The 26,255-nt window shown below is 68.5% G+C and carries 30 protein-coding genes; 19 read left to right on the top strand and 11 right to left on the bottom strand.

Annotated elements, in window-relative coordinates; translation table 11 throughout:
• Positions 1 to 88 precede the first annotated feature (88 nt).
• Positions 89 to 550, top strand: coding sequence for a hypothetical protein (locus BMX07_RS14370; protein ID WP_090618675.1), 462 nt, complete (start codon positions 89 to 91; stop codon positions 548 to 550).
• A 109-nt stretch (positions 551 to 659) separates the two neighbouring features.
• Here the strand turns inward: BMX07_RS14370 and BMX07_RS14365 are convergent, their stop codons facing one another.
• Together BMX07_RS14365 and BMX07_RS14360 are read right to left on the bottom strand one after the other, a co-directional pair.
• Positions 660 to 1,124: a universal stress protein gene (locus tag BMX07_RS14365; protein ID WP_090618672.1), complete on the bottom strand. Its 465-nt coding sequence runs from the start codon at positions 1,122 to 1,124 to the stop codon at positions 660 to 662.
• Between the two features lie 162 nt (positions 1,125 to 1,286).
• Complete coding sequence (locus BMX07_RS14360; RefSeq protein ID WP_090618669.1) at positions 1,287 to 1,739, bottom strand: universal stress protein; 453 nt, start codon at positions 1,737 to 1,739, stop codon at positions 1,287 to 1,289.
• Positions 1,740 to 1,842: 103 nt separating this feature from the next.
• Between BMX07_RS14360 and BMX07_RS14355 the strand changes: the two genes are divergently transcribed.
• From BMX07_RS14355 to BMX07_RS14330, 6 genes are all read left to right on the top strand, one after another.
• Entirely contained in the window at positions 1,843 to 2,583 is a 741-nt protein-coding gene (locus BMX07_RS14355) for an SDR family NAD(P)-dependent oxidoreductase (protein ID WP_090618666.1), read from the top strand.
• A gap of 573 nt (positions 2,584 to 3,156) precedes the next feature.
• Positions 3,157 to 3,621 carry an MOSC domain-containing protein gene (locus tag BMX07_RS14350; protein ID WP_090618664.1) on the top strand — a complete coding sequence of 155 codons (465 nt, stop codon included), beginning with the start codon at positions 3,157 to 3,159 and terminating at the stop codon, positions 3,619 to 3,621.
• A gap of 66 nt (positions 3,622 to 3,687) precedes the next feature.
• Positions 3,688 to 4,485, top strand: a complete 798-nt coding sequence (locus tag BMX07_RS14345) for a YqcI/YcgG family protein (RefSeq protein ID WP_090618661.1) — start codon at positions 3,688 to 3,690, stop codon at positions 4,483 to 4,485.
• Positions 4,482 to 5,081, top strand: coding sequence for a cysteine hydrolase family protein (locus tag BMX07_RS14340; RefSeq protein ID WP_090618657.1), 600 nt, complete (start codon positions 4,482 to 4,484; stop codon positions 5,079 to 5,081). The genes BMX07_RS14345 and BMX07_RS14340 overlap by 4 nt, the downstream gene beginning before the upstream one ends.
• Positions 5,082 to 5,169: 88 nt before the next feature.
• Positions 5,170 to 5,637 (top strand): phosphopantetheine adenylyltransferase, encoded by a 468-nt coding sequence (locus tag BMX07_RS14335; protein ID WP_090619900.1) that lies wholly within the window; start codon positions 5,170 to 5,172, stop codon positions 5,635 to 5,637.
• 89 nt (positions 5,638 to 5,726) lie between these two features.
• Positions 5,727 to 6,137, top strand: coding sequence for a hypothetical protein (locus BMX07_RS14330; protein ID WP_090619898.1), 411 nt, complete (start codon positions 5,727 to 5,729; stop codon positions 6,135 to 6,137).
• A gap of 3 nt (positions 6,138 to 6,140) precedes the next feature.
• Here the strand turns inward: BMX07_RS14330 and BMX07_RS14325 are convergent, their stop codons facing one another.
• Together BMX07_RS14325 and BMX07_RS14320 are read right to left on the bottom strand one after the other, a co-directional pair.
• Positions 6,141 to 6,584 carry a universal stress protein gene (locus BMX07_RS14325; RefSeq protein WP_090619895.1) on the bottom strand — a complete coding sequence of 148 codons (444 nt, stop codon included), beginning with the start codon at positions 6,582 to 6,584 and terminating at the stop codon, positions 6,141 to 6,143.
• A gap of 84 nt (positions 6,585 to 6,668) precedes the next feature.
• The gene (locus BMX07_RS14320) at positions 6,669 to 7,466 is read right to left on the bottom strand and encodes a ZIP family metal transporter (protein WP_090618655.1); all 798 of its coding nucleotides are present in this window, start codon (positions 7,464 to 7,466) and stop codon (positions 6,669 to 6,671) included.
• Positions 7,467 to 7,640: 174 nt separating this feature from the next.
• Here BMX07_RS14320 and BMX07_RS14315 point away from each other — a divergent pair, with 174 nt between their 5' ends.
• Entirely contained in the window at positions 7,641 to 9,281 is a 1,641-nt protein-coding gene (locus BMX07_RS14315; RefSeq protein ID WP_090618652.1) for a potassium channel family protein, read from the top strand.
• 30 nt (positions 9,282 to 9,311) lie between these two features.
• Here BMX07_RS14315 and BMX07_RS14310 read toward each other — a convergent pair whose 3' ends face one another.
• A complete protein-coding gene (locus BMX07_RS14310) occupies positions 9,312 to 10,562 on the bottom strand; it encodes a digeranylgeranylglycerophospholipid reductase (protein WP_090618649.1) in 1,251 nt (416 codons plus the stop codon).
• 393 nt (positions 10,563 to 10,955) lie between these two features.
• Between BMX07_RS14310 and BMX07_RS14305 the strand changes: the two genes are divergently transcribed.
• Positions 10,956 to 11,177: an AMP-binding enzyme gene (locus tag BMX07_RS14305; RefSeq protein WP_090618646.1), complete on the top strand. Its 222-nt coding sequence runs from the start codon at positions 10,956 to 10,958 to the stop codon at positions 11,175 to 11,177.
• 51 nt (positions 11,178 to 11,228) lie between these two features.
• Here the strand turns inward: BMX07_RS14305 and BMX07_RS14300 are convergent, their stop codons facing one another.
• Both BMX07_RS14300 and BMX07_RS14295 read right to left on the bottom strand, forming a co-directional pair.
• A complete protein-coding gene (locus BMX07_RS14300; RefSeq protein WP_090618644.1) occupies positions 11,229 to 12,170 on the bottom strand; it encodes a hypothetical protein in 942 nt (313 codons plus the stop codon).
• Complete coding sequence (locus BMX07_RS14295) at positions 12,167 to 13,378, bottom strand: outer membrane protein assembly factor BamB family protein (protein WP_090618641.1); 1,212 nt, start codon at positions 13,376 to 13,378, stop codon at positions 12,167 to 12,169. Before BMX07_RS14295 ends, BMX07_RS14300 begins: the two co-directional genes overlap by 4 nt.
• 191 nt (positions 13,379 to 13,569) lie before the next feature.
• Here BMX07_RS14295 and BMX07_RS14290 point away from each other — a divergent pair, with 191 nt between their 5' ends.
• The 4 genes from BMX07_RS14290 to BMX07_RS14275 all read left to right on the top strand — a co-directional run bounded on the left by BMX07_RS14290 (position 13,570) and on the right by BMX07_RS14275 (position 16,133).
• Positions 13,570 to 13,890 carry a 30S ribosomal protein S24e gene (locus tag BMX07_RS14290; RefSeq protein ID WP_090618639.1) on the top strand — a complete coding sequence of 107 codons (321 nt, stop codon included), beginning with the start codon at positions 13,570 to 13,572 and terminating at the stop codon, positions 13,888 to 13,890.
• On the top strand, positions 13,891 to 14,025 hold the full coding sequence (locus BMX07_RS14285; RefSeq protein ID WP_090618637.1) for a 30S ribosomal protein S27ae: 135 nt from the start codon (positions 13,891 to 13,893) through the stop codon (positions 14,023 to 14,025).
• Between the two features lie 72 nt (positions 14,026 to 14,097).
• Positions 14,098 to 15,765 (top strand): bifunctional N(6)-L-threonylcarbamoyladenine synthase/serine/threonine protein kinase, encoded by a 1,668-nt coding sequence (locus tag BMX07_RS14280; protein ID WP_090618634.1) that lies wholly within the window; start codon positions 14,098 to 14,100, stop codon positions 15,763 to 15,765.
• A gap of 89 nt (positions 15,766 to 15,854) precedes the next feature.
• Positions 15,855 to 16,133, top strand: a complete 279-nt coding sequence (locus BMX07_RS14275; protein ID WP_090618631.1) for a DUF5808 domain-containing protein — start codon at positions 15,855 to 15,857, stop codon at positions 16,131 to 16,133.
• Between the two features lie 56 nt (positions 16,134 to 16,189).
• Here the strand turns inward: BMX07_RS14275 and BMX07_RS14270 are convergent, their stop codons facing one another.
• Complete coding sequence (locus BMX07_RS14270) at positions 16,190 to 17,860, bottom strand: NADH-quinone oxidoreductase subunit D (RefSeq protein WP_090618628.1); 1,671 nt, start codon at positions 17,858 to 17,860, stop codon at positions 16,190 to 16,192.
• Positions 17,861 to 17,943: 83 nt separating this feature from the next.
• Here BMX07_RS14270 and BMX07_RS14265 point away from each other — a divergent pair, with 83 nt between their 5' ends.
• Together BMX07_RS14265 and BMX07_RS14260 are read left to right on the top strand one after the other, a co-directional pair.
• Positions 17,944 to 18,594: a helix-turn-helix domain-containing protein gene (locus BMX07_RS14265; RefSeq protein WP_090618625.1), complete on the top strand. Its 651-nt coding sequence runs from the start codon at positions 17,944 to 17,946 to the stop codon at positions 18,592 to 18,594.
• A gap of 78 nt (positions 18,595 to 18,672) precedes the next feature.
• Positions 18,673 to 19,224 (top strand): XTP/dITP diphosphatase, encoded by a 552-nt coding sequence (locus BMX07_RS14260; RefSeq protein WP_090618622.1) that lies wholly within the window; start codon positions 18,673 to 18,675, stop codon positions 19,222 to 19,224.
• 21 nt (positions 19,225 to 19,245) lie between these two features.
• Here the strand turns inward: BMX07_RS14260 and BMX07_RS14255 are convergent, their stop codons facing one another.
• From BMX07_RS14255 to BMX07_RS14245, 3 genes are all read right to left on the bottom strand, one after another.
• The gene (locus BMX07_RS14255) at positions 19,246 to 20,370 is read right to left on the bottom strand and encodes a guanosine monophosphate reductase (RefSeq protein ID WP_090618619.1); all 1,125 of its coding nucleotides are present in this window, start codon (positions 20,368 to 20,370) and stop codon (positions 19,246 to 19,248) included.
• Between the two features lie 102 nt (positions 20,371 to 20,472).
• Positions 20,473 to 20,952 (bottom strand): DUF7384 family protein, encoded by a 480-nt coding sequence (locus BMX07_RS14250; RefSeq protein WP_090618616.1) that lies wholly within the window; start codon positions 20,950 to 20,952, stop codon positions 20,473 to 20,475.
• Between the two features lie 164 nt (positions 20,953 to 21,116).
• A complete protein-coding gene (locus BMX07_RS14245) occupies positions 21,117 to 22,220 on the bottom strand; it encodes a putative sulfate/molybdate transporter (RefSeq protein WP_090618614.1) in 1,104 nt (367 codons plus the stop codon).
• A 163-nt stretch (positions 22,221 to 22,383) separates the two neighbouring features.
• On the opposite strand from BMX07_RS14245, the gene BMX07_RS14240 reads away from it, so the two are divergent.
• The 4 genes from BMX07_RS14240 to BMX07_RS14225 all read left to right on the top strand — a co-directional run bounded on the left by BMX07_RS14240 (position 22,384) and on the right by BMX07_RS14225 (position 26,202).
• On the top strand, positions 22,384 to 22,521 hold the full coding sequence (locus BMX07_RS14240; RefSeq protein ID WP_175480159.1) for an N-acetyltransferase: 138 nt from the start codon (positions 22,384 to 22,386) through the stop codon (positions 22,519 to 22,521).
• A gap of 90 nt (positions 22,522 to 22,611) precedes the next feature.
• Positions 22,612 to 23,652 (top strand): AIR synthase family protein, encoded by a 1,041-nt coding sequence (locus tag BMX07_RS14235; RefSeq protein ID WP_090618611.1) that lies wholly within the window; start codon positions 22,612 to 22,614, stop codon positions 23,650 to 23,652.
• Between the two features lie 202 nt (positions 23,653 to 23,854).
• Entirely contained in the window at positions 23,855 to 25,216 is a 1,362-nt protein-coding gene (gene thiD / locus BMX07_RS14230) for a bifunctional hydroxymethylpyrimidine kinase/phosphomethylpyrimidine kinase (RefSeq protein WP_090618609.1), read from the top strand.
• Positions 25,213 to 26,202, top strand: coding sequence for a TIGR03560 family F420-dependent LLM class oxidoreductase (locus BMX07_RS14225; protein WP_090618606.1), 990 nt, complete (start codon positions 25,213 to 25,215; stop codon positions 26,200 to 26,202). Before thiD ends, BMX07_RS14225 begins: the two co-directional genes overlap by 4 nt.
• Positions 26,203 to 26,255: the final 53 nt, after the last annotated feature.

Raw genomic sequence — 26,255 nt, 5'->3', positions numbered from 1 at the left:
TGCGATTTCGATACGTTATGGGTTCAGTAGGAGGGCGCGGCTGGCATCCGGCGGCAGATGTATGTTACCATATACCGTAGTTTGGCACATGACCACCGACGACTCACCGGCCGAGACGACCGCCTCGAGCGACCCGGCGAGCGCGCTGTCCGACGCTGAGCGCGAGGCCCTCCACGAAGTCGAGTTAGGGCTCGAGTGGGTCCAGCGGGCACAGGGCTATCTGCTCGAGTTCCACCACGCGACGGGGCACGGGATGGACCACCTCTATCGGGGCGAAGCGTTGCTCAGGGAAACCGGTCACGACGAGCTCGCGGACGCGGTTCGAACCGAGGTGCTCCCCTACGGCGTCGTCGACGACGACCGCTGGTCCTACGACGTCCTCGAGAGCTTTCAGGGGACGCTGTTGGCCGAAACGCGTGCGCTCGAGCGACGGGTTCGGCTGGAGCTAGCCGACGGCCAGCGCCACGTCCCCGAGCGCAAGCAGGAACGGGAGTGGAAGCGACGCGCCGACGAACTGCTCGAGGCCGACGACGGCGACGGTTCGACGTGACGCCGTCGGCGTCGCGGGCGACGAGCGGACGGCGCACACCGCGAGCCGCGACCGAGAGACGGCAGGTCGAGAACGACGAGTCGAGAACGGGACCGATGTCGGGGAGCCGCTACTCCATGACGTCGAGATCGCGGAAGTACGTGACCGGGCAGGGTGCCTGTAGAATGATCTCCTGCGAAACGGAGCCGAGAACGGCTTTTTCGGCGGGCGAGCGCCGCCGGCCGCCGACGACCATCCGGTCCGCATCGACGTCGATCGCCATGTCGACGACTTCGGAACCGACCTCGCCGAGCGCGCCCTTGATCTCGTACTCGACGCCGGCCTCCTCGAAGCGGTCGGCGAGGTCGGGGACTGGCGCGCGCTTGGCCGCGACCTCGTCGGGATCGATATCCTCGACGCGGGCGTCGAAGCCGAGGTCGTCGTGGACGTCCTCGTACTCCTCTTCCGTGAAGGCGTGACCGATCACGACCGTAGCACCGAGGGGGTCGGCGATCTCGAGAACGGTTTCGGCGAGTTCCGGTGCGCGTACTGTGTCCATCGGTCCGACCGCGAGAAGTACCGTGTCGATTGCCATACCGTCACAGTGGTGGGGCCATCCGCTTAAGTATTCTCGTCGCTGCAGTATTGCGGAAACGACCGATGGTCGGTGCGTCGGAGCCGCTGCTGCGGCGACGCGTCGAGCGGCACAACCGGGTGGTGCCGGTCGCGGACGGGTTCGTCGCACGGTGTCGATCGACTACTCGTGTCGGACGAACGTGACGGGACAGGGGGCCGACAGCAGGACTTCCTGTGCGGTCGAGCCGAAGACGGCTTTGCCGGTGGGGGACCGCCGTCGGCCGCCGACGACGACCCGGTCTGCACCCGCGCTCGACGCCAGATCGACGATCGTCGGCCCGTGTTCGCCGACGCCACCCCGTACGTCGTAGTCGACGCCGTGCTCGTCGAGGATCGCCTGCAGGTCGTGAATCGTCGAGTGGCGACCCGCGACCGCGTCCGGATCGATCTCGTCGACCTGCCTGTCGAACTCGAGGCGGTCGAGCACCTCGTCGTACTCGGTGTCGGTGAAGACGTGCGCGAGAACGACGGTCGCGTCGGCGGGTTTCGCTACCTCGAGGACGGCTTCGGCGAGCTGATCGCTGCGGTCGGCGTCACTGGGTCCCACGGCGAGTAAGACGGTTTCTAACGTCATATCGGAACTATTGACTCGAAATACTGTAAATCCACGTCTTCGAAACAGACAACGGTGTTTCAGTTGCAGATGTTTTTTCCACACAGTCGACCAGAGTGGACGTATGGACGAACCGGAGCTCTCGGATCGGACGGTACTCGTCACGGGCAGCGCGAAAGGCGTCGGTCGCGAACTCCTGCTTTCGATGGCCGACTGCGGTGCGCGAACGGCGGTCCACTACCACACGAGCGCCGAGGCCGCCCGCGAGGTGGCCGACGAGGCGCTCGAGCGCGGTGCCGCCGGCGCGATACCGGTCCAGGCCGACGTCACCGATCCCGAGAGCGTCGACGGGCTCTTCGCGGCCGTCGAGGCCGAACTCGGGAGCGTCGACGTGCTCGTGAACAACGTCGGCGACTTCGCGCCCGCCCGCTGGGACGACCTCGAGTTCCAGACCTGGAACCGCGTGCTCGAGACGAACCTCAACGGGACCTACCTCTGTTCGAAGCGGGCGCTCCCGGCGATGCGGGAGGCCGAGTACGGTCGAATCGTGAACGTCGGCTACGCCTCGAGCGAACAGGGCCTCGTCAGCCCGAAGAACTTCCCGTATTTCGTCGCGAAGAAGGGCGTGTTGATGTTCACGCGCATGCTCGCGGCCGACACCCAGGACGACGGGATCACGGTCAACGCGATCTCGCCGTACGTCGTCGAGAACTCCGACGAGTTCCCCGACGACCTCCCGCGCGACCGGCCGGCGAACTTCGCGGACCTGATCGCGCCGCTGTACTTCTTCCTCGATCCCGACAGCGAGTACATTAGCGGGGAGAATATCGAGGTCGACGGTGGCTGGTTGCCCGAACGAGTATAAATCCAAGCAGCCATATATTTTTAACAGAGTCGGTTCCGCATGGTCAGAAGACTGCTGCTGTTTCTGCTCTTCGGATCTCTGTCCGCCACCGTGGCGCAGTATGCAGTATCTGGTGGAACGGCTGGAATGGGTTCTTTTCTCGCTGGTTCCTTAGTCGCCATCGTATTCATTTATAAAGTATCCCTTGCTTGGGACCAGAATTGATGCCTCGCGAGATTCCGAACAGTTCCGCGCTCGAGGCTATGAGACGCTGGTTTTCCGGGACTGATACACCGATCACCTATAGTTCGAACAGACGGATCGTGGCGGCTCTCGGGGAGTGCGAAGCGGATTTGTCGTCCTGGTACTCCTCAATACTCGCCGACGGCGTCGAGGTCGGACCGACTGTATTGGAGTGCTCGCGCCTCCGGTCTCGGTCTCGGAGGGGGCTCGCTTCCGCGGTCGGAACGGCGCTCATTCGGCGACGATGCCGCCGGACAGGTGGCGTCGATATCACGGCCTCGCGAAATCGCCCGTGGCGGTGGCTCCTCGAGAAGCGATCGATATACCACACTCGCGGTCGTTCTCCGACGCATGACGTCCACGGGACGAGTTCAGACGATCCACGTCGCGCCGGAGCAGGGGGCACCGATGAACCGAGTCGAGCGGGTCACCGCGGTCGCCGGGCGCGGGCTCGAGGGCGATCGGTACTACAACGCTGACGGCACGTTCACCGATCGGGACGGGAGCGATATCACGCTCATCGAGAGCGAGACGCTGACGTCAGTCGAGCGCGACTACGATATCGAACTCGAGCCCGGCGTTCACCGCCGGAACCTGACGACCGACGGGATCGCACTGAACCACCTCGTCGACGGCCGGTTCCGGATCGGTGAGGTCGTCTGCGAGGGGATCGAGCTCTGTGAGCCGTGTTCGTACCTCGAGCGTCACCTCGAGAAACAGGGCGTCCGGGAGGCGCTGGTCCATCGCGGCGGGCTTCGGGCGCGTATCCTCGAGGGCGGGACCGTGACGAGCGGGGACGACATCGAACCGGTCTGACCCGCCTGCCGCCCACAGCGTCGACCGGAACGCAAACTACATTTTTGCGAGCGCAAAGAATTCTCTATGAACGAACCGGGCATCCAGTCGCTGATGGATCAGGAAACGCTCGACCAGCGCGTTCGGGACGGGGACACGCCCGAGTGGGTCGCCGACCACTGGCACTCGTTTCGCGAGGGGTTGCTCGGCGAACGAAACGGGACGCCGTTCCCCTGTTTTTTCGGCGTCGAATCGGTACAGCGCGGCGACCCGATCTACACCGCGGTACCCTCGATGAGCGACGCCGACGCGCTCCTGGGGCTGCGGGATCGGGTTCTCGAGTACCTCGACACCTATCGAGACCACTCGGAGCGAGCGTCGCTCGTCACCTTCTTCAAGCCACCCGAGACGCCGCTTTCGGAGGCGGACTATCACGACGCGCTCTGGCACATTCTGCAGACGCTGCACCTCCACGACCCCGAACCGTGGCCCGAGGAGATTCCGACGGACCCCGACGATCCCCGCTGGGAGTTCTGTCTCGGCGGCGAACCGATGTTCCCGACCTGCCGGGCACCGTTCTACGAGACGCGCAAGAGCCGCTACTGCCCCGTCGGCCTCGAGATCACGTTCCAGCCGCGCGCGCTGTTCGAGGACCTCGACGTAACGGCCGACACCGCGGCCGGCCAGCACGCCCGCGACGTCATTCAGGATCGACTCGAGGAGTACGACGGCGTCTGCCCGCACGCCGACCTCGGCGACTGGGGCGTCGAGGGCGACCGCGAGTGGCCCCAGTACATGTTCTCGGAGGACGACCGTCAGGCGCCATCGACGTGCCCGATCACGATCACGCGGACGCATCCGAAACCCGCCGCTCGATTGCCATGACGGCCGCCGATAGCGATCCCGACGCCGCGAGCCCGGACGGCGCTCGGCTCGCGGACGCCACACTCGTCCTGATCGACTTTCAGCGGGGATTCGACGATCCCTCGTGGGGCGACCGAAACAACCCCGACGCCGAAGCGAACGCGGCGCGACTGCTCGAGCGCTGGCGCGAGCGAGAGCGGCCCGTCGTCCACGTTCGCCACGATTCGACGGACCCCGACTCGCCGCTCCGGGGGGACGAACCCGGGTTCGCGTTCAAACGGGAGACCGCGCCGCTCGAGAGCGAGCCGACGATGGTGAAGTCGGTCAACAGTGCGTTCATCGGCACCGATCTCGAGGAGTGGCTCCGCGGGCGAGGGCTCGAAACGCTCGTCGTCGCGGGTCTCACGACGGATCACTGCGTCTCGACGAGCACACGAATGGCCGAGAACCTCGGCTTCGACCCGATCGTAGCCGGCGACGCGACCGCGACCTTCGAGCGAACCTTCGACGGCGAGCGCTTCGACGCGGAGACGGTCCACCGGACCGCACTGGCCCACCTCGCGGGCGAGTTCGCGACGGTGGCGACGACGGCCGACCTGCTCGAGGACGGTTCCTGAGTCGCGCGGCGCTCGCGGCTCGAACCGCTCGATCGAGCCGGCAGCGTTGCGCACCACAGTTATGGCGGTCGTCGTCCTCGAGTGGGGTATGCGAGTCGCAGTCGCCGGCACGTTCGGCCCGCTCCACGACGGCCACCGGACCCTGTTCGAACACGCGCTACGGTTCGGCGAGGACGGCGTCGTCGTCGCGCTGACCAGCGACGAGCTGGCCGTGGAGACGCGCCACGAACCCCGTCCGATCCCCTCGCTCGAGGAGCGAACGCGGACCGTGACGGCCGCTATCCGCGCGCTCGACGAGTGGGATCGCCACGTCGAAATCCGCACTCTCGAGACCGAACACGACATCGCGACGGACGAGCCGTCGATCGACGCGCTCGTGGTCTCCCCCGAGACGGCCCCCGAACTCGAGGCGATCAACGACCGGCGTCGCGAGCGCGGCTTCGAACCGCTGTCCGGGATCGTCGCGCCCTACGTCTACGCCGACGACGGCGAGCGGATCTCTTCGACGCGGATCGTGAACGGTGAGATCGACGAACACGGCCGCGTGCTCGAGTAACGACCCCGACGGCGGTCCACAAGTGCCACCGGCCGCTGTCGACCGACGTGACACAATAGTAATGGACCGGGAGACAGTCAGTGCAGGTGATGACCGGTGATCGACGACCACTGCTGTACGTGTTGCTGGGCAGTGCGCTGCTCGTGACGCTGTTGTTGCATCTCGTATTCCTGCCCCGATACCTCCCCGGCGACGTGTTGCTGACCGTGCTGACGGTCGGTGCCGGCTGGCTGACGTACGTGCTCGTGTTCTACGGACTCGGTCGCGTGTGGCCCGCTCCCGATCGACAGTCGTTCCCGAACATGCGGTTCGCGGACGTCGGGCTCGCGCTCTTGCTCGTCTCGTTGCTCCTCCTGCTCGCGCTCGACGCCGTCGGCATCCCGCTCGAGGGAGTCGTCGGCGTCTATGCCCTGCCGGTGGCCGGTATCTACGCCGGACTCGCGTTGCTCGGCTGGTCGGTCGGTCGTCGGACCGAAGCGATCAACGAGATGGTCCGGTAACTGTCAGGCCGATTCCGTCCCCGAGTTCGCGACGAGGACCGGCACGTCGCCGAACCGGACGACGTGGTCGGTGACGCTTCCCATCGCCATCCGGTGGACGCCGCCGCGGCCGCGAGTCCCCATGACGATGAGGTCGGCGTCGATCTCGTCGGCGTACTCGATGAGTTCGCTCTCGGGCGGCCCTTCGAGGACCGTCCCGGTGACGTCGAGCCCGGCCGCGTCGGCCCGATCGACGACTGCGTCGACGTACTCTTGGGCTCGGCCGCGCATCGCGTCTTCGGCGCTGGCGGCGTCACCCGGCAGGTGGAGCTCGCTCAGCGGCCCGGTGTCCGCGACGCAGGCGACGTGGATCGCCGCCTCGTGGATCGTCGCCAGCTCGAGGGCGGTCTCGGCGGCGTCGTCGGCGTGGTCGCTCCCGTCGGTCGGGATCAGGATCGTATCGAACATCGTCCGACCCATACGGCCAGCCGCGTAAAGTTCCTGCCGAAACGGCGGATCTCGACTGGTCGAGCCGGCCGACGACCGCGGCCGTCAGATGAACGCGAGCGGGGCCATGACGAGGACGCCGACGAGGATACCGGCGACGAGTTCCGGCTTGCCGCCCCGCGGGAGTCGCGTTCCGATGTCGAGCGCCTCGGGGACGAACTCCGTGAGCACGAGGTAGATCATCGCGCCGGCGGCGAAGCCGAAGCCGTAGGGGAGGAACTCACGCGCGTAGCGGACGAACCCGAACGCGAGGACGGCCCCGATCGGCTGCGGCAGGCTCGAGAAGACGGCCCACCAGACCAACTTCCAGTTCGCGACGCCCATCGAAGTCAGCGGGATCGAGATCGCGGTCCCCTCGGGCACGTTGTGGATCGAGATCGCGATCGTCATGAAGATCGCCAGCACCGGGATCGTGAAGCCGAGGAACGCGGTGCCGCCCTCGAGCCCGAGATCGGCGAAGGAGACGCCGATAGCGACGCCTTCCGGGAAGCTGTGGACGGTCAGGATGCCGAGAATGAGGACGAGCTTCTTGAAGTCGGCTTCTTCGTACTGCTTCGGATCGATGTCGGCGTCCATCAGCACGTCGTGGGCGACGACGACGAGCGCGACGCCGGCCACGATCCCGATCGCGATCTCGAGGGGCGTCCCCTCGGCCAGCCCCTCATCGATGAGTCCGAACGTCGACGCCGAGAGCATGATCCCGGAGGAAAGCCCCCAGAGAACGACGTTTCGCCGATCGCTGATCCCCTCGAAGAAGAAAAACGGGAGCGCGCCGAGCCCGGTCGCCAGCGCCGTGATCAGCCCGGCGACGAACACCAGCGTGAGGTTCTCCAGCAGCGCCATCTACTGACGTATCGAACCGTGCGGTTAAATCGACGGCGAAAGCGGGCACCTCGACCGTGGTATCGCGACGACACCTCCGTATGACGGGGACGGCGGACGCCAGCCCGGCCGGGTGGTTCGAGATCGGTCGGATCGACCGATACCATCAACAGCCATCCGTCGGTTACGTAGCGTATGTCTCTGTGGAGCTCCGACCGCACCCGTCACTATCTCGTTCTGGTGGCCGCGACGACCGTCGGCTCCACGTTGCTGTACAATTATGGAATGGCAACGTGGGAAAACGACCCGCAGCCGCTCTTTCGATCGCTCGGAATCGTCTTTCAGTCGTTCACGACGACCGGCTACGGCGAGGATGCAGGGTGGGCGACGCCGCAGATGTACCTGTTGACGATCGGGCTGCAACTCCTGGGAATCGGCCTGATCCTCACCGCGGTCGACATCTTCGCGGTGCCGTGGCTCCGAAACACGCTGGCGGTCACGCCGCCGTCGGCGACTACCGATCTCGAGGATCACGTCGTCATCTGCGAGTACACCCCTCGCGGTGAGGCGTTCATCGAGGAACTCGAGTCCCGCGGACGGGAGTACGTCGTCGTCGAACCGGACGAGGAGACGGCGACGGCGCTCCACGAGGACGAGTACCGGGTCGTCCACGGCGATCCGGAGTCGATGGCCGTCCTCGAGAACGCCGGCATCGACCGGGCGACGGCGGTCGTGGCCGATTCGGCCGACGATACGAACGCGAGCATCGTCCTCTCGGCTCGGGAGGCGAATCCGACCGTGCAGATCGTGACGCTGGTCGAGGATCAGCGCCTCGGCGAGTATCATCGGATCGCCGGCGCGGACGAGGTGCTGTCGCCACGCCAGTTGCTCGGCGAGAGTCTCGCTCACCGCGTGCCGACGGCAGTGACGACCACGGTCGACGATGGCGTCGAGATCGGAAACGATCTGGAACTCGTCGAGCTCTCGATCGCCGAGGGGAGCGACCTCGACGGGCGGACCGCCGGCGAGGTCGAACTCCGTGAGCAGTTCGGGGTGGACGGCATCGGCGTCTGGACCGACGGGACCTTCGAGAGCCCGATTCCGTCGGACCGCGAGTTCGATACGGAGACGCGGCTGCTCGTCGCGGGCGAACCGGACCGAATCGACGCGTTACGGACCGAAGCGATGTCGACGGTCCAGCCGTTCTCGGCCCAGCACGTGGTGATCGCCGGCTACGGTGAAGCGGGTGTCGCGGCGGGTGAGGCGCTCGCGGAGACGAACTCGCAGGTGACAGTCCTCGACAGCGCCGATAAAGCGGGCGTCGACGTGGTGGGCGACGCACGCGAGCCGGAGACGCTCCGTGAGACGGGCATCGACGACGCGGCCGCGATCATCGTCACGCTCGACGACGATACCACGGCGATCTTCACGACGCTGGTCGCGCAGGATCTGAATCCGTCGGTCGAGGTCGTCGTCCGAGCGAACGACCCCGACGACGTTCGGAAACTGTACCGGGCGGGCGCCGACTACGTGCAGTCGCTGGCGACGGTCAGCGGGCGGATGCTCGCGTCGACCGTCTTCGAGGACGAGGAGGTGCTGGCCGTCGACCAGCAGATCGACGTCGTGAAGCTTCCCGCCGGGCGGCTGGCAGGACGAACGGTCGTCGACGCCGCAGTGCGGGACCGAACCGGCTGCACCGTTCTCGCCGCGGTCAGAGACGGCACGACGATCACGGCGTTCGATCCGTCCTCGTTCGTCTTCGAGACGGGCGACGAGGTCGTCCTCGCCGGCACCGACGAGAGCGTCCGGTCGTTCGAGGCGCAGTTTCTCGCCTGACCCGCGACGTCGCCGCCACGAGGCGACGGGCTACAGCAGGGACCCGAGATCCAGATCGATGTGCTGGCTCGCGAGGCGTGCGAGCAGCGGCGCGTCCCCGAACTCGAGTAGCTTCGCGATCGCGCGGACGTTCCCCTTGTTCGCCTCGGCCAGTGTGTCGTCGTCGAGGCGCTGGAGATCCCGCATGAGTTTGTCGTAGCGCTCGTTCGGCGCGAGATAGAGGAGCTGCGTCATCAGTAGCCGCGTCTTCGCGTTGGGCGCGACGTCGCGGTGCCAGAGGGTATCGTAGACCGCGAGGTTCTCCGCGGTGGGTTCGATAGAATCGTGTTTGAGGACGCTGTCGGCGGTGACGGCGGCCATGCGACCGGACTGCATGCACTTGTTGATTCCTTCGCCCCAGAGGGGGTCGAGCGTCGGGACGGTGTCGCCGACCGCCATGAACCGATCGGTGTGGAGCTTTCCGGGCGACTGAATGTGGGCCGAGCCGCGGTGTTGCTTGCCCGCGAGTCGTTCGGCGTTCTGGAACCGCGGGTCGGTCTCGAGCCAGTGGGACAGGTAGTCGTCGATGGTGAACTCCGTGCGGCCGTACTGCTGGTGGCTGGCGTTCTGGATGTAACAGAGGCCGACCTTGGCGGTGTCCCCGCCGGTGTGAAAGATCCAGGAGTAGCCGCCGGGGGCGATTTCGTGGTCCAGCCGTAGCATCATCGCGTCGCGCAGGTCAGCGAAGCCGGGGCGATCGATGTCGATCCCCTCGAACTCGTACTCGATGCCGATCGCGTGGTTCTCGCGCCGAAGGTCGACGACGTCGAGTTTCTTCGCGAGGGGGGCGCTCGGCCCCGTCGCGTCGACGACGATCTCGCCGTAGACCTCCTCGTCGCCGTTGTATCTGACGCCGGCGATTTCGCCGCCCTCCATGATCGGGCCGGTGACGCGAGCGTCGAACCGGTACTCGGCCCCGTCGTCCCGTCCGTCCCGAACGAGGTACCGTTTGAAGTCGGCGAACTCCAGGACCGCACCGGGCTGGTCGCGGACGTAGTGCTCCATCGGGGACTCGAGAACGACGCTGTCGGTGTACTGCATCACCACGTCGTCGGGGATGCCGAAGGCACCCATCATCGAGTGGAAGGTCCCCGCAGTGGACTTGTTACTCTGGCGGGGGAATTCGTCCTCGGCCTCGGTCTCGAGGACGACGACGTCGTACCCTCTGGCGGCGAGATCGCGGGCACACTGTGCGCCGGCGGGACCGGCACCCGCGATAACTACGTCGTAGCGATCGTTCATGAAAGCGAGACTGTGTTGGACCTTAATTAGTCTGTCCTGTTCCGATCGATCGTACGTCACGGAGTCCCTTGAGTGTCGCTCTGGCACGGGCGGGCATCGTACCGCGAGTACGACGACGATCCCCGCCGATCTCGGCCGTCGACGCCGGACCGACACGGCGGATTTACCGATCCGCCGTGTCGACGTGGGTATAGTTACCGCGTCACCCGACGAGTTCCCGGACGGCGTGCCGACCGAACCTGCGTTCCCGCTCGGACGGCGACCGTTACACGACTACGTCGCCCATCACGCCGCGGAGCGTCCGGACCAGGTCGCGATCAACTACTACGGCACCGCGCTCACGTACGGGCGACTCGGTGACGCGATCGACCGGTTCGCGACGCATCTGAGCGAGTGGGGGGGACGGTCGCGGGGACACACTACTGCTCTATCGCCCTCGTCGAGGTCGAGGGCGTGCTGAAGACGCATCTCGACGTCGCCACCGCCGCTGTCGCCGGCCGCGACCACGAGACCAAAGGTGAAGCGGTGATCGCGGCCATCGTCCTCGAGCAGGTGCCCGTGACGGACATGGGAAAGCTCGATCGGGACGCGCTCGAGGACGAGGCCGCCGACTGAGCCGGTCGGCCGACAGGAGCGGACTCGCCGCAGGGACACCCTCGAGATCGGTCAGGACGTGGCGTCCGGTCGACGCTGCTCCGCCCGGATCGTCGCGATCGTGACGGCGTGAACCGAGCCGACGAGGGCGGTACTCAGGAGGGTTCCGCCGACGGGAAGCCCCCCGAGGAGCCCCGCCGTGAGTCCGAAGAGGACGACGAGCACGAGCACCTGCCAGCCGATGCCCCGGGTCGCTCGCGTGCTTCGACGGAGCGCGGTCACCGGTCCCGCGCCGTCGACGACGAACGCGGGCGCGAGGAACCACCGGACGAACGCGGCGAACAGGGGAACGGCGATGACGACGCCGAGGAGGAGGCCGCCGTCGCCGATCCAGCCGAGCAGTCGGCCGATCGCGTCGAACAGCGCGACGAGGCCGAGGTACGAGAGCAGCCGCCGCCCCGTGAGCGACTGGTACCAGTCGTCCCGCTCGTCCCGGTCGTCCCCGCTGCGTTCGTCCGCACGGCTCCACGCGATGGTCAGACACCCGGCAGTCGCGACGACGAGAAGCGCAGCGATCTCGAGACCGATCCCCCAGGCCAGGTACGGCAGCCGCAGGTCGATCAGCGCCTCGAGCGAACGCGCCGTCGCGGGGACGCCGGTCGGATAGCCGGCGAACTCGATGCGAATCGTCGCCGCGTCGCCGCCGTTCGTGACCAGTACTGGGAGCGGATCGTCGCGTCGGAGCCAGTCGACGACGGTGAGCAGGACGCCCGCGACGGCAAACGGGAGCAGGAGCGTCGGCTCCCGCCGGACGCGCCTCGCCGCCAGCGCGAACCCCGACGGGTCGTCGTCACCGCCGGCCGCCGCTCGCTCGTCGCCGCTCTCGAGGTCCGACTCCGCCGTTGAGTTCGCCGGTTCGCCCCGTCCCGAACTCGAGTCGTCGGCCGCGGCCGTGGGCGAACGGTCGTCGGCTACCGCCGCCGTCGATGCCGGCTCGGCCTCCTCGTCGGTCATGTTTCCTCCGCGATGGCGAGCACGCGGTCGCCGTCGACGACGTAGAGGACGCCGTCACCGACCGCCGGCAGCGACATCGCCCACGTCGCTCCGTACGCGAATCGTTTCTCACCGCTTTCGGCGTCGAACCCGACCAGTTCGTAGCCGCCGCTCGTCACGTAGACGACGCCGTCGGCGACGACCGGCGTGGCCTCGTACCCGTAGGGGATCGACCACTCGGTTTCGCCGGTCTCGAGATCGAGCGCGTGCAACTCCCCGTCGGAGCCGTTGTCGGCGACGAAGACCGTTCCGTCGGCGACCGCAGCAGCCCCTTCGGTCGCGTTGCCACCGAGGTCGCGCTTCCAGCGGCGGTTCCCGTCGTCGGCCTCGAGCACCCGGACTCCGCCTCTGGTCGGAACGACGACCCCGTCCTGCGTGGCTGTCGGCGGACGATTGACGTCGGCCTCGTCGACCACCCTCCGCCAGCGTCTGCGTCCGGTGGCGGCGTCGTACGCCGCCACCTCGTTGGGCCAGCCGGTGACGAAGACGGTCCCGTCCCGGACGGCCGGTCGGTGGGGAACGCCGCTGTCGTCCTCTCGGTCGAAGTCCAGTCGCCATCGTTCGCGACCGTTGTCCGACTCGAGCGCGACGAGCTCGTTCGCACCCGGGACGACGGCGTACACCGTCCCGTCGGCTGCCACGGGCGGCGGCACCTCGGTTGGGTCGAGGAGGTCAGTGGCCGATTCCGTCGCCGGTTCGTGCCAGCGTTCGTCGCCGAATCGCCGTCCGAATAGCTCTACGCCGCCGCCGGCGTTCAGGCCGGTGAGCCCGTCTTCCGCGGTCACCGCCACCGTATCGGTCCGGTAGATGGTCGACGGGGCGCGCGCGAGACCCGCGCCGTGGGCCGTCTCGTGGGAAAAGCGGCGGTCTCCGCTCTCGACGTCGAACGCGGCGAATTCGTCACCGACGGTGTAGAGGGTGTCGTCGACGAGGACGGGCGAATTGACTTCGAACCCGCTGACGCTATCGAGGGGGCTGTTCCACGCGAGGCGGACGTCGTCGCTCGGGCCGGACGCGTCGGGGTTGTACCCCGTTCCGGCCGCGTCGTAGCGGGACATCGGCCACTCGACGCCGCTTGTGGGCGAACGGTCGGCGAGGACGGTCCGGCCGGTGAACAGGCTCGCGAGCGTCAGACCACAGCCCGCGAGCAGTCGTCGTCTGGAGGGCATCGGCCGAGAGGTCGGAGCCCCATCATGTAATAGTTCCTATCACACCAATCCATAATCATATTTTCGAACGAACGGGGCCTGCGACCGGCGATCGGTCCGCTCCGTGTCGGATCACCGACCGCGGGAACGGGTTGGCGGTTCGAAATCCTTTTAGGCGCTACACGGGGATAGTAGGGTAACTGAGTGATATCATGGACGTCGACATCATCTCCGAAACGGAGAACCCCATGTTGCATCGAACGGACGTGACCTTCGAACTCGTCCACGAGGACGCCACACCCTCCCGTCTGCAGGTTCGCGACAGTCTCGCCGCGAAACTGAACAAGGACGCCGACGAGGTCGTCATCCGCAAACTCGACACCAAGTTCGGGATGCGCAAGACCGTCGGCCAGGCGAAGGTCTACGACACGGCCGACAACGCCCGCGACGTCGAGCAGGACCACATGCTCGAGCGCAACAAGATTGGCGCAGAAGAGGAGGCCGAGGCCGAACCCGAAGCGGAGGAAGCGTAAATGGCGCGCTACGAACTCTACGCCGACGACGGCACCACGGACGGCGAACTCTGTCCCCGCTGTGGCGACGTGTTCCTCGCCGACCACGGCGACCGCAAGCACTGCGGGAAGTGCAGCTACACCGAGTGGGAGTAACCCCCGACCGATGGGCGACGTGCCGAAGACGGACGTGGCACGTCGAACGCCGGTAACAGCCGTTTTGCAGCCGTGACTGACACCGTTCGTATCCTCGGGATCGAGGGCACCGCCTGGGCGGCCAGCGCAGCGGTCTTCGAGACCGACCGAACGGCGATTTCGACGGGCGACCGGACCGCCCACCCTGACGACGTGTTCATCGAGAGCGACGCCTACCAGCCCGAGAGCGGGGGCATTCACCCGCGGGAGGCCGCCGAACACATGCACGATGCGATCCCCCGCGTCGTCGAACGGGCCCTCGAGCACGCCCGGGAACGCCACGACGGGCCGGCGACGGATTCCCCGATAGACGCGGTCGCCTTCTCCCGCGGTCCCGGCCTCGGCCCCTGCCTGCGCGTCGTTGGAACCGCCGCCCGGGCGCTGAGTCAGGCGCTCGCGGTCCCGCTGGTCGGCGTCAATCACATGGTGGCCCACCTCGAGATCGGGCGACACACTTCCGGCTTCGACTCGCCGGTCTGTCTCAACGCCAGCGGGGCGAACGCGCACCTGCTCGCCTTCCGCAACGGGCGCTATCGCGTTCTCGGCGAGACGATGGACACTGGCGTCGGCAACGCGATCGACAAGTTCACTCGTCACGTCGGCTGGTCCCACCCCGGGGGGCCGAAGGTCGAGGCGGCAGCGGAAGACGGCGACTACGTCGACCTCCCCTACGTCGTCAAGGGGATGGACTTCTCCTTCTCGGGGATCATGAGCGCCGCGAAGCAGGCGTACGACGACGGCACACCCGTCGAGGACGTCTGCTACTCCCTGCAGGAGAACGTCTTCGCGATGCTCGCCGAAGTCTCGGAGCGGGCCCTCTCGCTGACCGGCAGCGACGAACTCGTCCTCGGCGGGGGCGTCGGGCAGAACGCCCGCCTGCGCGAGATGCTCGCGGAAATGTGTGCCCAGCGGGGTGCCCGGTTCCACGCCCCCGAGCCGCGATTCCTGCGGGACAACGCCGGCATGATCGCCGTGCTCGGTGCGAAGATGTACGCGGCCGGCGACACGCTCGCACTCGAGGACTCCCGCGTCGACCCCGATTTTCGACCGGACCAGGTGCCCGTTAGCTGGCGATCCGACGAGACCGAGCTCGCGGCCGGCCGCGGCGAGGGCGCGAGTCAGATCCGCGGGGCCGAAGCGCTCGTCGACCTCGAGCCGGCCGCCGGCCGCGTCACGAAGCGCCGCGAGTCGAAGACCTATCGCCACCCGTCACTCGACGACCGGCTCCGCCGCGAACGGACGGCCCTCGAGGCCCGGCTGACCAGTCTGGCCCGCCGCGAAGGGGTTCCGACGCCGGTCCTCTCGGACGTCGATTCCCGGGAGGCGCGACTCGAACTCGAGTACGTCGGGGAGCGGGACCTCCGCGAGGCGCTCTCGACGGCCCGCGTCCGCGACGTCGGTCGCCACCTCGCGCGGCTCCACCGGGCGGGGTTCGTCCACGGCGATCCGACGACGCGGAACGTTCGCGTCGGTTCGGACCGAACCGTCCTCATCGACTTCGGACTGGGCTACCACACCGATCACGTCGAGGACTACGCGATGGACCTGCACGTCTTCGATCAGAGCCTCGTCGGCACCGCCGACGATCCCGCCCCCCTCCGCGAGGCGGTCCGGGAGGGGTACCGCGAGGTCGGCGAGGCGCGCGTCCTCGAGCGTCTGCGCGATATCGAGGGGCGCGGCCGATACCAACCGGACAGGTGACGAGCCCCACCGGATCGGCCGCGGTCGACTGATTGCAGCGACCGTCGCGGCACACAATACTCTTATCAGGGGAGAACGTATCACCTGCCATGGCAGACAAGCCGACCTCCGGTGAGATTCTCGGGGTACCGTACAACTTCGAACGACCGAGCATCGGTCGCATGCTCTCGTCGTACTGGCAGCCCGGCGAAGGGATGCTCGTGGAGAAGCCCTTCGGCGTCGGCTACACCTTGAACCTCGCCAACTGGCGGTCGTGGGTCGTCGTCGCCGTCGCCGGCGCGCTCCTCTGGCACCAGGAGACGGGGACCTCGGAGGAGACCGGCGACACCGCCGACGAACCCGTCGAAGTCATCGTCGACGACGAATAGGTCGTCCGAACGTCGTTGGGACTACTTCTCGAGCCCTCTCGTCCGCCCAGCGGCGGTCAGCGGTCGACCTCGCCCATGATACAGTCGAGGCTCCCGATCGCCGCGACGAGGTCCGCGACGGACTCCCCGCGGGCGAGTTCGGGCAGCACGGAGAGGTTCGAGAAACAGGGGCTGCGGATCTTGAACCGCGCCGGCGTTTCGGTCCCGTCGGAGCGGATGTAGATGCCGAGTTCTCCTTTCGCCCCCTCGACGGCGCGATACGTCTCGGCACCGGCCTCGGGTTTGAGCGTTCGCGGCACGGTGGACTGGATCTCGCGCTCGTCGTCCGGCCACTCCTCGAGCAGGTCGAGACACTGCTCGACGAGCTTCGCGGACTCCTCGATCTCGCGCAATCGAACGAGGACGCGCGAGTAGTTGTCGCCGTCGGGTTCGGTGACGACGTCCCACTCGAGGGTCTCGTAGTAGCCGTACGGATCGTCCCGCCGCAGGTCGTAGTCGATGCCGGAGCCGCGGGCGACGGGGCCGGTACAGCCGTAGTCTTTGGCCACGTCGGGCTCGAGAACGCCCGTGCCGACGCAGCGGCGCTGGAAGATCTCGTTGGTGACCAGCAGATCGTGGTACTCGTCGATCTTGGCCGGGAACCCGTCGAGCACGTCCCGGACGCCCGCGATGAAGTCCGCACGCGGTTCGGGGAGGTCCCAGGCGACGCCGCCGAGCCGGAAGTAGTTGAACATCATCCGCTGGCCCGTCAGCTCCTCCAGAGCGTCGAGGACGAGTTCGCGGTCGCGGATGGCGTACTGGAAAGCGGCGGTGAACTCGCCGAAGACGTCCAGCGCGTAGGTGCCGACGGCGATGAAGTGCGACGCCAGTCGCGAGAGCTCGGCACCCATCGTGCGGAGGACCTGCGCGTACGCCGGAACCTCGAGGTCGGCCAGCTCCTCGGCCGTGCGCGCGTAGGCCCACTCGTTCAGGAGCCCCGACGACACCCAGTCCCAGCGGTCGGGGTAGGGCATGATCTGGTGGCGGTAGGTCCCCTGCTGGCACAGCTGCTCCTCGCAGCGGTGGATGTAACCGATATCGGGGTCGACGTCGACGACCGTCTCGCCGTCCAGCACTGCCTTCACGTGGAGGACGCCGTGGGTCGACGGGTGGTGCGGGCCGATGTTGAGGAACATCGTCTCCGAGGCGGCGTCGCGGTCGTCGCCGGCGAGGGGATTCTCGTGTTCCGAGAGCGTGACGACCTGGGACTGCTCCTGATCGTACCCTCGCGAGAGGGGGTGGCCCTGCCAGGTTTCCGGGAGGAGAATCCGGCGGAGATCGGGATGCCCCTCGTACTCGATGCCGACGAGATCGTAGGCCTCGCGTTCGTGCCAGTCTGCGGTTCGGAAGACGGGCGCGGCGGAGTCGCTGCTCGGGTCGGCGGTCGGCGTCGGTACCACGACACTTACCTCGCGCGTCGGATCGGCGTAGGACTTCAGGTGATAGATCGTCTCGAACCGGTCGGGATACTGCTGGGCGGTAACGCAGGAACAGTGATCCAACCCTGCCTCCTCGCGGAGCGTCTCGAGGACCGCCCGCACGTCGTCCGGCCGGATCACGACCGCGGGCGCGTTTCCGTGGTCGTCCCGACCGAGGACGGCGTCCCCGAGGCGCGTCTCGAGGTCGAACTCCCCGTTCGAACTCCCCGCGTCGGCGATCCCCGGCTCGAGCGTCGAGTCTGCTGACATACGCGGTCGTTCGAACGCGCCGCTGGAGTCGATTCTGCGTCACTGACTAGGCTATTTATGTACGCGGAACCGAACGATCGGTCGTGAAGACGGTCCGGCTCACGCTCCGGTACGACGCCGAGACAATCCACCCGATGCACCGGTTCGTCGCCGACAGCGACGCGTTCGACGCCTACCGGATGGTTCACGGGAACTTCGCCGGCGGCAACGACAACGCCTTCATCTTCCACGTCGTCGGCGATCCGGACGTCTACGAGGCCGCCCTCGAGGGAACCGACCGCGTCGACGAGTACGAACTCACGCGGACCGGCGACCGGACGTTCACCGTCTACGTTCGCGACGTCCCCGACGGCGTCGACGAGCGGCTCCTCACCCTCTTCACGCGCGGGAGTCTCGTCGTCTTGCCGCCGATCGAGTACCGGTCCGACTGGACCGTGCGGTTCTCGGTCGTCGGCGAGTCGACCGATCTCCGACGGGCGCTCGAGGGGGTGCCCGACGGCATCGAGACGGCCGTCGACCGCGTCGGCGAGTACGACGGGAGCGACGACGCGGTCGGCGCGCTGACCGACCGCCAGCGCGAGACGCTGCGGGTCGCTCGCGACCTCGGCTACTTCGAGGTCCCCCGTTCGGCAGGCGTCGAGGACGTCGCCGCGGAACTCGACTGTGCTCCCGGGACGGCCGCCGAACACCTCCGGAAGGCGGAAGCCGCCGTGATGGGCGCCCTCGAGCTGTAGGGTCGACCGGGGGCCCGGCGGCCACCCCGGCGCGGCGCAACCGACGACGCTTTGCCGTCGCCGCCGCGTCCCACGCACATGGCCATTCGATTCGTCACCGGCAACGAGGGGAAGGTCCGCGAGGCCCGGGACTACCTCGAAGGCGTCGAGTCCGTCGAGCAGATCGAGTACGATTACACCGAGGTTCAGAGCGACTCGCTCGCGGAGATCGCCGCCCACGGGGCCCGCGAAGCGTTCGCCGAACTGGGGAGCGCCGACCCGGTGCTGGTCGACGACGCCGGCCTGTTCGTCGACGCGCTGGGCGGCTTTCCGGGGCCGTACTCGGCGTACGTCGAGGACACCGTCGGCGTCGAGCGCCTCTGGCGGCTCGCGAGCGAGGAGGAGAATCGCCGCGCGCACTTCCGGACCGTGCTCGCGTACGCCGACGCGGACGGCACCGAGACGTTCGCGGGGTCGGTCGCCGGCACGCTCGTCCCGCCCCGCGGGGAGAGTGGGTTCGGCTACGATCCCATCTTCGAGTACAACGGACGGACCATGGCGGAGATGACCACCGAGGAGAAGAACGCGATCTCCCACCGGGGACGAGCGCTGGCGGAATTCGCGGAGTGGTACGCCGAGCGCGGCGAGTAGTCGGCCGGGTGCGACCGGTCGTCAGTCGTCGCTCTCGGCGGTCGTCGCGGTCTCGTCGTCCGAGCGCTGCGGTTCGGCGACGACCGTCGCTTCGGTATCGACGCTGACGCCCTCCCAGTCCTGATCCGCGTGGTATCCCTCCCGTTCTTTCGCACTGGGCGCGACGCGGATGAACTCCGCCTTCTCGCGGGCGGTCGGGATCGTGTGGCCGCCGCAGTAGGAGAGGCCGGACTGGATGCCGGCGCGGAACTCGTCGACGACGTCGGCGACCGGCCCCTTGTACGGCGTCAGGGCTTCGACGCCCTCGTCGGCGCGAACGTCCTCGTCCTTGTCGTCGCGCTTCTCGGCCGCCGTCGTCGTCGCCATCCCCCGCGACCGCTTGTACCGAGCGCCGTCGACCTCGACGACCGCGCCCGGTGCCTCCTCGGTGCCGGCGAAGAGGCTCCCGAGCATTACCGTGTCCGCCCCCGCCATCAGCGCCTTCACCGCGTCGCCGGACGTGCGGATGCCGCCGTCCGCACAGACGGTGACGCCGAGATCCTCGGCCGCCGTCGCGCAGTCGTCGACGGCGGTTAGCTGCGGCACGCCCGCACCGGCGACCTTCCGGGTGGTGCAGTGAGAGCCGGGGCCGATGCCGACTTTCACGCAGTCGGCACCGGCGGCCGCGAGGTCCTCGACGCCCGCCGGCGTCGCGACGTTGCCGGCGACGAGGCCGACGTCCGGGAACGCCGATCGGAGCCGTTCGACGGCCTCGAGCGTACGCTCGAGGTGGCCGTGGGCGACGTCGACCACGAGTACGTCGACGCCGGCCTCGAGCAGGCGAGCGCTGCGGGCGACGTAGTCCTCGTCGATGCCCACCGCGGCGGCCGCGCGCTCGTCGGCGGCGACCACTCGCTCGACCTGTGCGGCCTGTTCGTCCGGCGTGAGAAACCGGTGGAGCACGCCGATCCCGCCGGCCCGCGAGAGGTCGATGGCCAGTTCGGCCTCCGTGACGGTGTCCATCGCGGCGGACACCAGCGGCGTCTCCAGTTCGATACTCGGCGTGAGGCTCGTCGAGAGGTCCACGTCGTCGCGGCTGTCGACTGGCGAGCGCTTCGGGACGAGGAGCACGTCCCCGTAGCTCAGCCCGGTTCGTAGGTCGTTCATTACCCCTCACTATACAGGAGGTCCCGCCGCATAAGGCTCCCGGATTCGCGGGGCCGTGAGTTCGCTCGCCGGGCCGCCGTGGCCCGTCTCACCGGACCGTCGTCAGGCTCGCGGATCCAGATCCGGTCCCGGATACTCGCCGCCCTCGACGGCCGCGTACAGGCTCGCTGGATCGAACAGGCGAGCGAACGCGTCCGGCGGCCGAATGCTGACCGAGACGCGGGGCTGGAGGGTGAGGCCGGCCGCCGCCGACCGGAGCCGCTCGTCGTACGAGAGCAGGTGCGCCGCCTCGCCCCGATAGGCCGACGCCAGCGCCGGCTGGTCGCCCTCGGGCTGATCGACCGCGACGCGCTCGGCCGCGAGTCGCTCGCGGTGGGCGGCGGCCAGCTCCGCGTCGGCCAGCCGCGCGACGAGCCGCTCGGTCTCCGCGAGCAACGGGTCGCTCGCGACCAGTTCGACCCACGAGTGACGGCGGACGTGGTCAAGCGCCTCGCGCGCCGCGCCGCCGACGAGCAGGTCCGCCGCGAGGACGTCGGCGTCAGCGACGACGCGAGCCGGATTCGGGCGCTGGCGCTCAGGCATCGTCGTCCTCCCGGATCGCCTCGAGTTCCGTTCGAATTCGCTCGAGATCGCCGTCGTACTCCGCCCCGCGGTCGAACAGATCGGTCCAGCTCGCGGTCATCGGTGGCGGTTGGGGCTGCGTGATGAAAGGTTGTCCGGCTCGGGCCGTCCGACGAGCGGCCCGGTCACGACTGCTGCGAGCGGAGCCAGAACGCGACGGCTCCGACCACGAACGCGACGCCGACGTTGACGAGTAGTCCGACCGCACCCACCCCCAGCACGATCGCGAGCGACCGCCGATCGTCGACGGGCGCGAACGCGGCTCGAGCCAGCTCGAGCGCCACGACGACGAGCAACACGCCGAGGATAGCCATCGGGAAGGCCGCGAGCACGGCGCTGGCGGCGACCAGCGCGAGCCCGATGTAGCCCACTCCGAGCAGGACGTTCGCACCGCCGGTTCGCGCGCCGAAGGCGTACTTTCCGGCGAGGCCGCCGCTGCCGTGACACATCGGTACCCCACCGAACGGGATCGCCGCGAGACAGGTGACGCCCATGCTCGTCGAGAGGGTGTCCGCCGACACGTCCCGATCGTAGAGGTCGCCACAGAGCAGGGCTGTCGCGATCGCGGCGTTGCCCACCGTCATGCCGAGTTGCGCCACGGTCCCCTCGAGGGCGGCCCCGGTAACCGACGGCGAGCCGGCCGGAAAGATCGCGAGTTCGGGAACCGCCGGCGTCGGAACGCCGGCCGTCGCGACGGCCGCGACGCCGCCGAGTCCGAGCACGACCAGGACACTGGCTCGGCGGTAGCCGACCAGCGACAGCAGGGCCACGACGACCAGTCCGCCCGCTGCCATCGGAAGATCGCTCACGGAGAGGTCGACCGCGGCTGCGAGCAAGAGCAGGGCCACGGCGAACTGGACGCCACGGATGACGGGTTCGCCGACGACCCGCTGGAGCCGACCGACGAGCCCCAGTTGCCCGACCGCGAGCAGGACGCCGCCCGCGAGGAGGCCGGCCGCGGCGAGCTCGGCGTACGTGAGCGTGCCGACGATCGCCAGCCCGATCAGCGCCTTCATCGGCTCGACGGAGAGCGGCAGTCCGTAGTACAGCCCCCAGACGATCTGGAAGACGCCGAACCCGACCAGCACGTGAGACAGCGAGACGCTCGTCGTCGCCCCCAGCGCCACGAGCAGCGGCAGCACCGTAACCGAATCACCTAGCGCACCCGTCACCTCGCTCGCGGAGAACTCGAGGTCGGATTCCGCTCTCGACCGGATCGAGTACGCCATCTATCCCCGATATGTGGCTCCCGTCCTTGACTCTTCGCAGTAACCGGTCGCGGTACCTCTCCGCTCGATCTGTTACGAATTTCGGTTACGTCTGCGAACCCGGGTCCGTCTTCTCCGTCGCTTCGAGCGCGGCCTCGATCGGCTCCCATCGCACGTCGACCGGGTGCGACTCGAGACCCTCGAGGGCAACGACGTGGTCCAGCGGTTCTACGACGCTCGCGGCTTCGAACGGACGGGATCGAACGCGTTCGAAATCGGTGGCGAGCGGTATCCGACCGCGATCGATACGCTCGAGCCGTGATCGGATCGAACCGGTACTCGACGATCCGTCACGGGGACCCCGTCGGCTCGGATCATCACCGCTAAGGCCGCTCGGCGGGACCTGCCGACCGTGAGCGATCTCGGCAAAATCGATCGAGCGTTCTTCGACCGTCACATCGCGCCGAACCTCGGTGCCGATCGCGACGACGTCGCCGTCGGTCCCGCCCACGGCGTCGACTTCGGCGTCGTCGATATCGGCGGCCGGGCGCTGGTCACCGCCACCGACCCGCTGTCGATCCTCCCCGCGCTGGGCCTCGAGCGGGCGGCGCGGTTCGCCCTCGACCTCGTACTCGCGGACGTGGCCGTCAGCGGCGTTCCGCCGTCGCATCTCTCCATCTGTTTCACGCTCCCCGAGGGGATGACCGACGAGGAGTTCGCGACGGTCTGGGAGACGATCCACGCGGAGTGTACGGACCTGGGAGTCGCGGTCGTGACCGGACACACGGCCCGCTACGCGGACCCGTCGCATCCGTGGGTCGGTGCCGCCACCGCGATGGGCGTCGGCGATCACGACGAGATCGTCCGCCCGGACGGGGCCCGCCCCGGCGACCGCCTCCTCCTGACGAACGGGCCCGCCGTCGAGTCGGTCGGCCTGCTGAGTACGCTCTTCGGCGAGCAGCTCGAGCTGCCGGCCGACGTGATCGCGGACGCACAGGAGCGGCTCGAGGAGGTCTTCGCCGTTCGCGACGCGCTCACCGCGGCCGCCGCGGTTCCGGTGCGAGCGATGCACGACGTCACCGAAGGCGGGCTCGCGGGCGCGCTCAACGAGATGGCCGACGGCGCTGGCGTCCGGTTCGCCGTCGACGGGGACGCCGTGCCGATGCGTCCCGGCGTCCGCGAGGTCTGCGAGGCCCTCGCGTTCGACCCCTGGGCGGCGACCAGCTGCGGCTCGCTCCTGCTCGCGGTCGACCCGGACGGCGTCGCGGCCGTCCGCGGCGCGCTCGAGGCGCGGGAGACACCGGTCGCCGAAATCGGCCGTGTCGAGGCCGTCGGAAACGGGGAAAGCGAGGTGCGGGTGGACGAAGACCGGCTCGAGCACCCGCGGGTCGATCCGTCGTGGGACGCGTACGCCGATCTCGCCGCCGAGGCGGCCGACGGCACCGATTCGTAGCCGGTCCCGCGGGTCGCTCCAGAGCGCCGACCGTCGAGCACCGCGTCCTCCCCAGCCGATTCGCTCACGCCCGACGGCGTTCGCTCATCCCTCGCGTGGATTCGAGTCGCGCCTCGGCACGCGCCACCGTCGGTGGAACACTGGCGGACGTTCACCGTCGCTGACCACCATCGCTTAGTATAATCCGGGAATACGATCCCCCATGAGAACACCAGCACCCGACAGCCGGCCGGTCGCGCTGACGATCGCGGGCAGCGACTCCGGTGGCGGGGCCGGGATTCAGGCCGACCTCGCGACGATGGCCGCCCACGGCGTCTTCGGTACGTCGGCGATCACCGCCGTCACCGCCCAGAACACCCGCGGCGTCGCCTCCTCGTACGTCCTCCCGGTCGCGGAGATCGAGGCGCAACTTGAGGCCGTCACCGACGACTTCGCCGTCGGCGCGGCGAAGACCGGCATGCTTGCGACGACTGACGTCATCGAAACCGTCGCGGACGCCGCCCGCGAGTTCGAGTTCCCGCTGGTGGTCGACCCCGTGATGGTCGCGACCTCCGGGGACCCCCTGCTCGAGTCCGAGGCCGAACGCGCCTACGAGCGGCTGCTCGGCGAAGCGACGCTGGCGACGCCAAACGCCGACGAGGCCGAAGTGCTGTCCGATATCGCCGTCGTCGACCGGGAGAGCGCTCGCGAGGCCGGCGAGGCGATCCTCGAGACGGGCGTCGACGCCGTCCTCGTCAAGGGCGGTCACGTCCCCGGCGAGCGCGTCCGGGACGTGCTCGTCACCGGCGACACCGTCCACGCGTTCGAGCACGCCCGCGTCGGCACGGACGCCACCCACGGCTCCGGCTGTGCGCTCGCCGCAGCGATCGCGGCCCGCCTCGCGAAGGGCGAGTCGTTCGAGCCCGCAGTGCAGGGCGCGACCGACTTCCTCGCGCGCGCGGTGAGATACCACTACGACGTCGGCGAGGGACACGGCGCGGTCAACCACATGGCCCCGCTGCGAAACGAGGCCGCTCGAGAGCTGACCGCCGAGGAAGTGCAGGCCGTCGTCGACCGGTTCGTCGAGGCGGACGTCTCCGGACTCGTCCCCGAGGTCGGGATGAACGTCGTCGGCGCGACGCCCTACGCCGAATCCGTCGCCGAAACCGCCGCCGTCGAGGGCCGTATCACGCGGACGCTCTCGGGCGTCCAGCCGAACCGCGGGGTCCGGTTCGGCGCTTCGAGTCACGTCGCTCGCTTCCTCCTCTCGGCCCGCGAGTTCGTCCCCGAGCTCCGGTTCGCGGTCAACTGTCGGTTCGACGCCGACGTGGAGGCGGCGCTCGAATCCCTCGAGTGGCCGCTCGCCGAGTACGACCGCGGGGACGAGCCGGACGACGTCAAGGAGACGGAAGGCAACACGATGGGCTGGGGTGCCCGGCAGGCCTTCGCGGGCCGCGAGGACCCCCCCGTCGCCATCGTCGACCGCGGCGAGGTCGGCAAGGAGGCGCTCGTCAAACTCGTCGCCGCCGATCCGGAGGCGCTCGCGGATCGAACGCTGGCGCTCGAGGCCGAGGTGGCCGAATGAGCGCCGCCGAGCGCGACACGTCCGCCCTCGACGTCGGCCTGATCCTGCCGCAGTACGGCACCGACAGCGCCACGGTTCGGGCCACCGCGCTCGAGGCCGAGCGGCTGGGCTACGACGCGGTCTGGCTCGAGGACCACTTCCAGTCGTGGATCGGCGACCCGCGGCGGGCGACCCAGGAGTGCTGGACGACGCTGAGCGCGGTCGCCGAGGCGACGGATCGGGTGCGACTCGGCACGCTCGTCACCAGTCAGTCGTACCGCCATCCGGCGCTGCTCGCGAAGATGGCGGCGACGGTCGATCGCGTGAGCGACGGCCGGCTCGAACTCGGGCTGGGTGGGGGCTGGTACGAGGACGAGTACGATCGGTTCGGCTACGAGTTTCGGGAGCCGCCGGCCGAGCGGCTCCGCCGACTCGCCGAGACCGTCGAGATCCTGCAGGGGCTCTGGACCCAGGAGACCTACAGCCATGCGGGCGAGCACCTCGAGATCGATCTCGAGGACGCCTTCTGCGAACCGCAGCCGGTGCAGGACCCCCACCCACCGATCTGGATCGGCGGCGGCGGTGAGACGTTCACGCTGCGGTACACCGCCGAACTCGCCGACGGCTGGAACTACGGGACGCTCGAGCCCGAGGGCTTCGCCGAGAAGCTCTCGGTCTTGCGCGAGCACTGCGAGAGCGAGGACCGCTACGACGAGATCCGGAAGTCCGCCGAGCTGTTCGTCTTCGTCGGCGAGACGACCGCGGCGGCCGAGGAGAAGCGCGAGGCGTTCCGGACCGAGTTCCTGCCGGACGGGCCGGGCGAGCCCCGCGAGTTCTTCCTCTCGGGGTACGTCGAGACGGCGCCGACGGGGACGCCCGAAGACGTCCGGGAGCGTCTCGAAGCGTACGTCGACGTCGGTATCGAGGAGGTTATGCTCGCGGTTCCGGACGCGGCCGCGGACGGGGACGACAGCCTGTCGCTGCTGGCGGACGACCTGCTCGCGTAATCGGCTCGAAACGCGACACAGTGCCCCCGCCTCGAGAACCGGCACTCGCGTTC

Source organism: Natrinema salaciae (assembly GCF_900110865.1).
GTDB classification, from domain to species: domain Archaea; phylum Halobacteriota; class Halobacteria; order Halobacteriales; family Natrialbaceae; genus Natrinema; species Natrinema salaciae.
The sequence above is the reverse complement of the archived record's forward strand: the minus strand, read 5'-3'. Positions and strand labels throughout refer to the sequence as shown.

Excerpts from the sequence above, each read along its gene's own strand:
- BMX07_RS14370 (WP_090618675.1), top strand. The coding sequence starts at position 89 with ATGACCACCGACGACTCACCGGCCGAGACGACCGCCTCGAGCGACCCG.
- BMX07_RS14365 (WP_090618672.1), bottom strand. The coding sequence starts at position 1,124 with ATGGCAATCGACACGGTACTTCTCGCGGTCGGACCGATGGACACAGTA.
- BMX07_RS14360 (WP_090618669.1), bottom strand. The coding sequence starts at position 1,739 with ATGACGTTAGAAACCGTCTTACTCGCCGTGGGACCCAGTGACGCCGAC.
- BMX07_RS14355 (WP_090618666.1), top strand. The coding sequence starts at position 1,843 with ATGGACGAACCGGAGCTCTCGGATCGGACGGTACTCGTCACGGGCAGC.
- BMX07_RS14350 (WP_090618664.1), top strand. The coding sequence starts at position 3,157 with ATGACGTCCACGGGACGAGTTCAGACGATCCACGTCGCGCCGGAGCAG.
- BMX07_RS14345 (WP_090618661.1), top strand. The coding sequence starts at position 3,688 with ATGAACGAACCGGGCATCCAGTCGCTGATGGATCAGGAAACGCTCGAC.
- BMX07_RS14340 (WP_090618657.1), top strand. The coding sequence starts at position 4,482 with ATGACGGCCGCCGATAGCGATCCCGACGCCGCGAGCCCGGACGGCGCT.
- BMX07_RS14335 (WP_090619900.1), top strand. The coding sequence starts at position 5,170 with ATGCGAGTCGCAGTCGCCGGCACGTTCGGCCCGCTCCACGACGGCCAC.
- BMX07_RS14330 (WP_090619898.1), top strand. The coding sequence starts at position 5,727 with ATGACCGGTGATCGACGACCACTGCTGTACGTGTTGCTGGGCAGTGCG.
- BMX07_RS14325 (WP_090619895.1), bottom strand. The coding sequence starts at position 6,584 with ATGTTCGATACGATCCTGATCCCGACCGACGGGAGCGACCACGCCGAC.
- BMX07_RS14320 (WP_090618655.1), bottom strand. The coding sequence starts at position 7,466 with ATGGCGCTGCTGGAGAACCTCACGCTGGTGTTCGTCGCCGGGCTGATC.
- BMX07_RS14315 (WP_090618652.1), top strand. The coding sequence starts at position 7,641 with ATGTCTCTGTGGAGCTCCGACCGCACCCGTCACTATCTCGTTCTGGTG.
- BMX07_RS14310 (WP_090618649.1), bottom strand. The coding sequence starts at position 10,562 with ATGAACGATCGCTACGACGTAGTTATCGCGGGTGCCGGTCCCGCCGGC.
- BMX07_RS14300 (WP_090618644.1), bottom strand. The coding sequence starts at position 12,170 with ATGACCGACGAGGAGGCCGAGCCGGCATCGACGGCGGCGGTAGCCGAC.
- BMX07_RS14295 (WP_090618641.1), bottom strand. The coding sequence starts at position 13,378 with ATGCCCTCCAGACGACGACTGCTCGCGGGCTGTGGTCTGACGCTCGCG.
- BMX07_RS14290 (WP_090618639.1), top strand. The coding sequence starts at position 13,570 with ATGGACGTCGACATCATCTCCGAAACGGAGAACCCCATGTTGCATCGA.
- BMX07_RS14285 (WP_090618637.1), top strand. The coding sequence starts at position 13,891 with ATGGCGCGCTACGAACTCTACGCCGACGACGGCACCACGGACGGCGAA.
- BMX07_RS14275 (WP_090618631.1), top strand. The coding sequence starts at position 15,855 with ATGGCAGACAAGCCGACCTCCGGTGAGATTCTCGGGGTACCGTACAAC.
- BMX07_RS14270 (WP_090618628.1), bottom strand. The coding sequence starts at position 17,860 with ATGTCAGCAGACTCGACGCTCGAGCCGGGGATCGCCGACGCGGGGAGT.
- BMX07_RS14260 (WP_090618622.1), top strand. The coding sequence starts at position 18,673 with ATGGCCATTCGATTCGTCACCGGCAACGAGGGGAAGGTCCGCGAGGCC.
- BMX07_RS14255 (WP_090618619.1), bottom strand. The coding sequence starts at position 20,370 with ATGAACGACCTACGAACCGGGCTGAGCTACGGGGACGTGCTCCTCGTC.
- BMX07_RS14250 (WP_090618616.1), bottom strand. The coding sequence starts at position 20,952 with ATGCCTGAGCGCCAGCGCCCGAATCCGGCTCGCGTCGTCGCTGACGCC.
- BMX07_RS14245 (WP_090618614.1), bottom strand. The coding sequence starts at position 22,220 with ATGGCGTACTCGATCCGGTCGAGAGCGGAATCCGACCTCGAGTTCTCC.
- thiD (WP_090618609.1), top strand. The coding sequence starts at position 23,855 with ATGAGAACACCAGCACCCGACAGCCGGCCGGTCGCGCTGACGATCGCG.
- BMX07_RS14225 (WP_090618606.1), top strand. The coding sequence starts at position 25,213 with ATGAGCGCCGCCGAGCGCGACACGTCCGCCCTCGACGTCGGCCTGATC.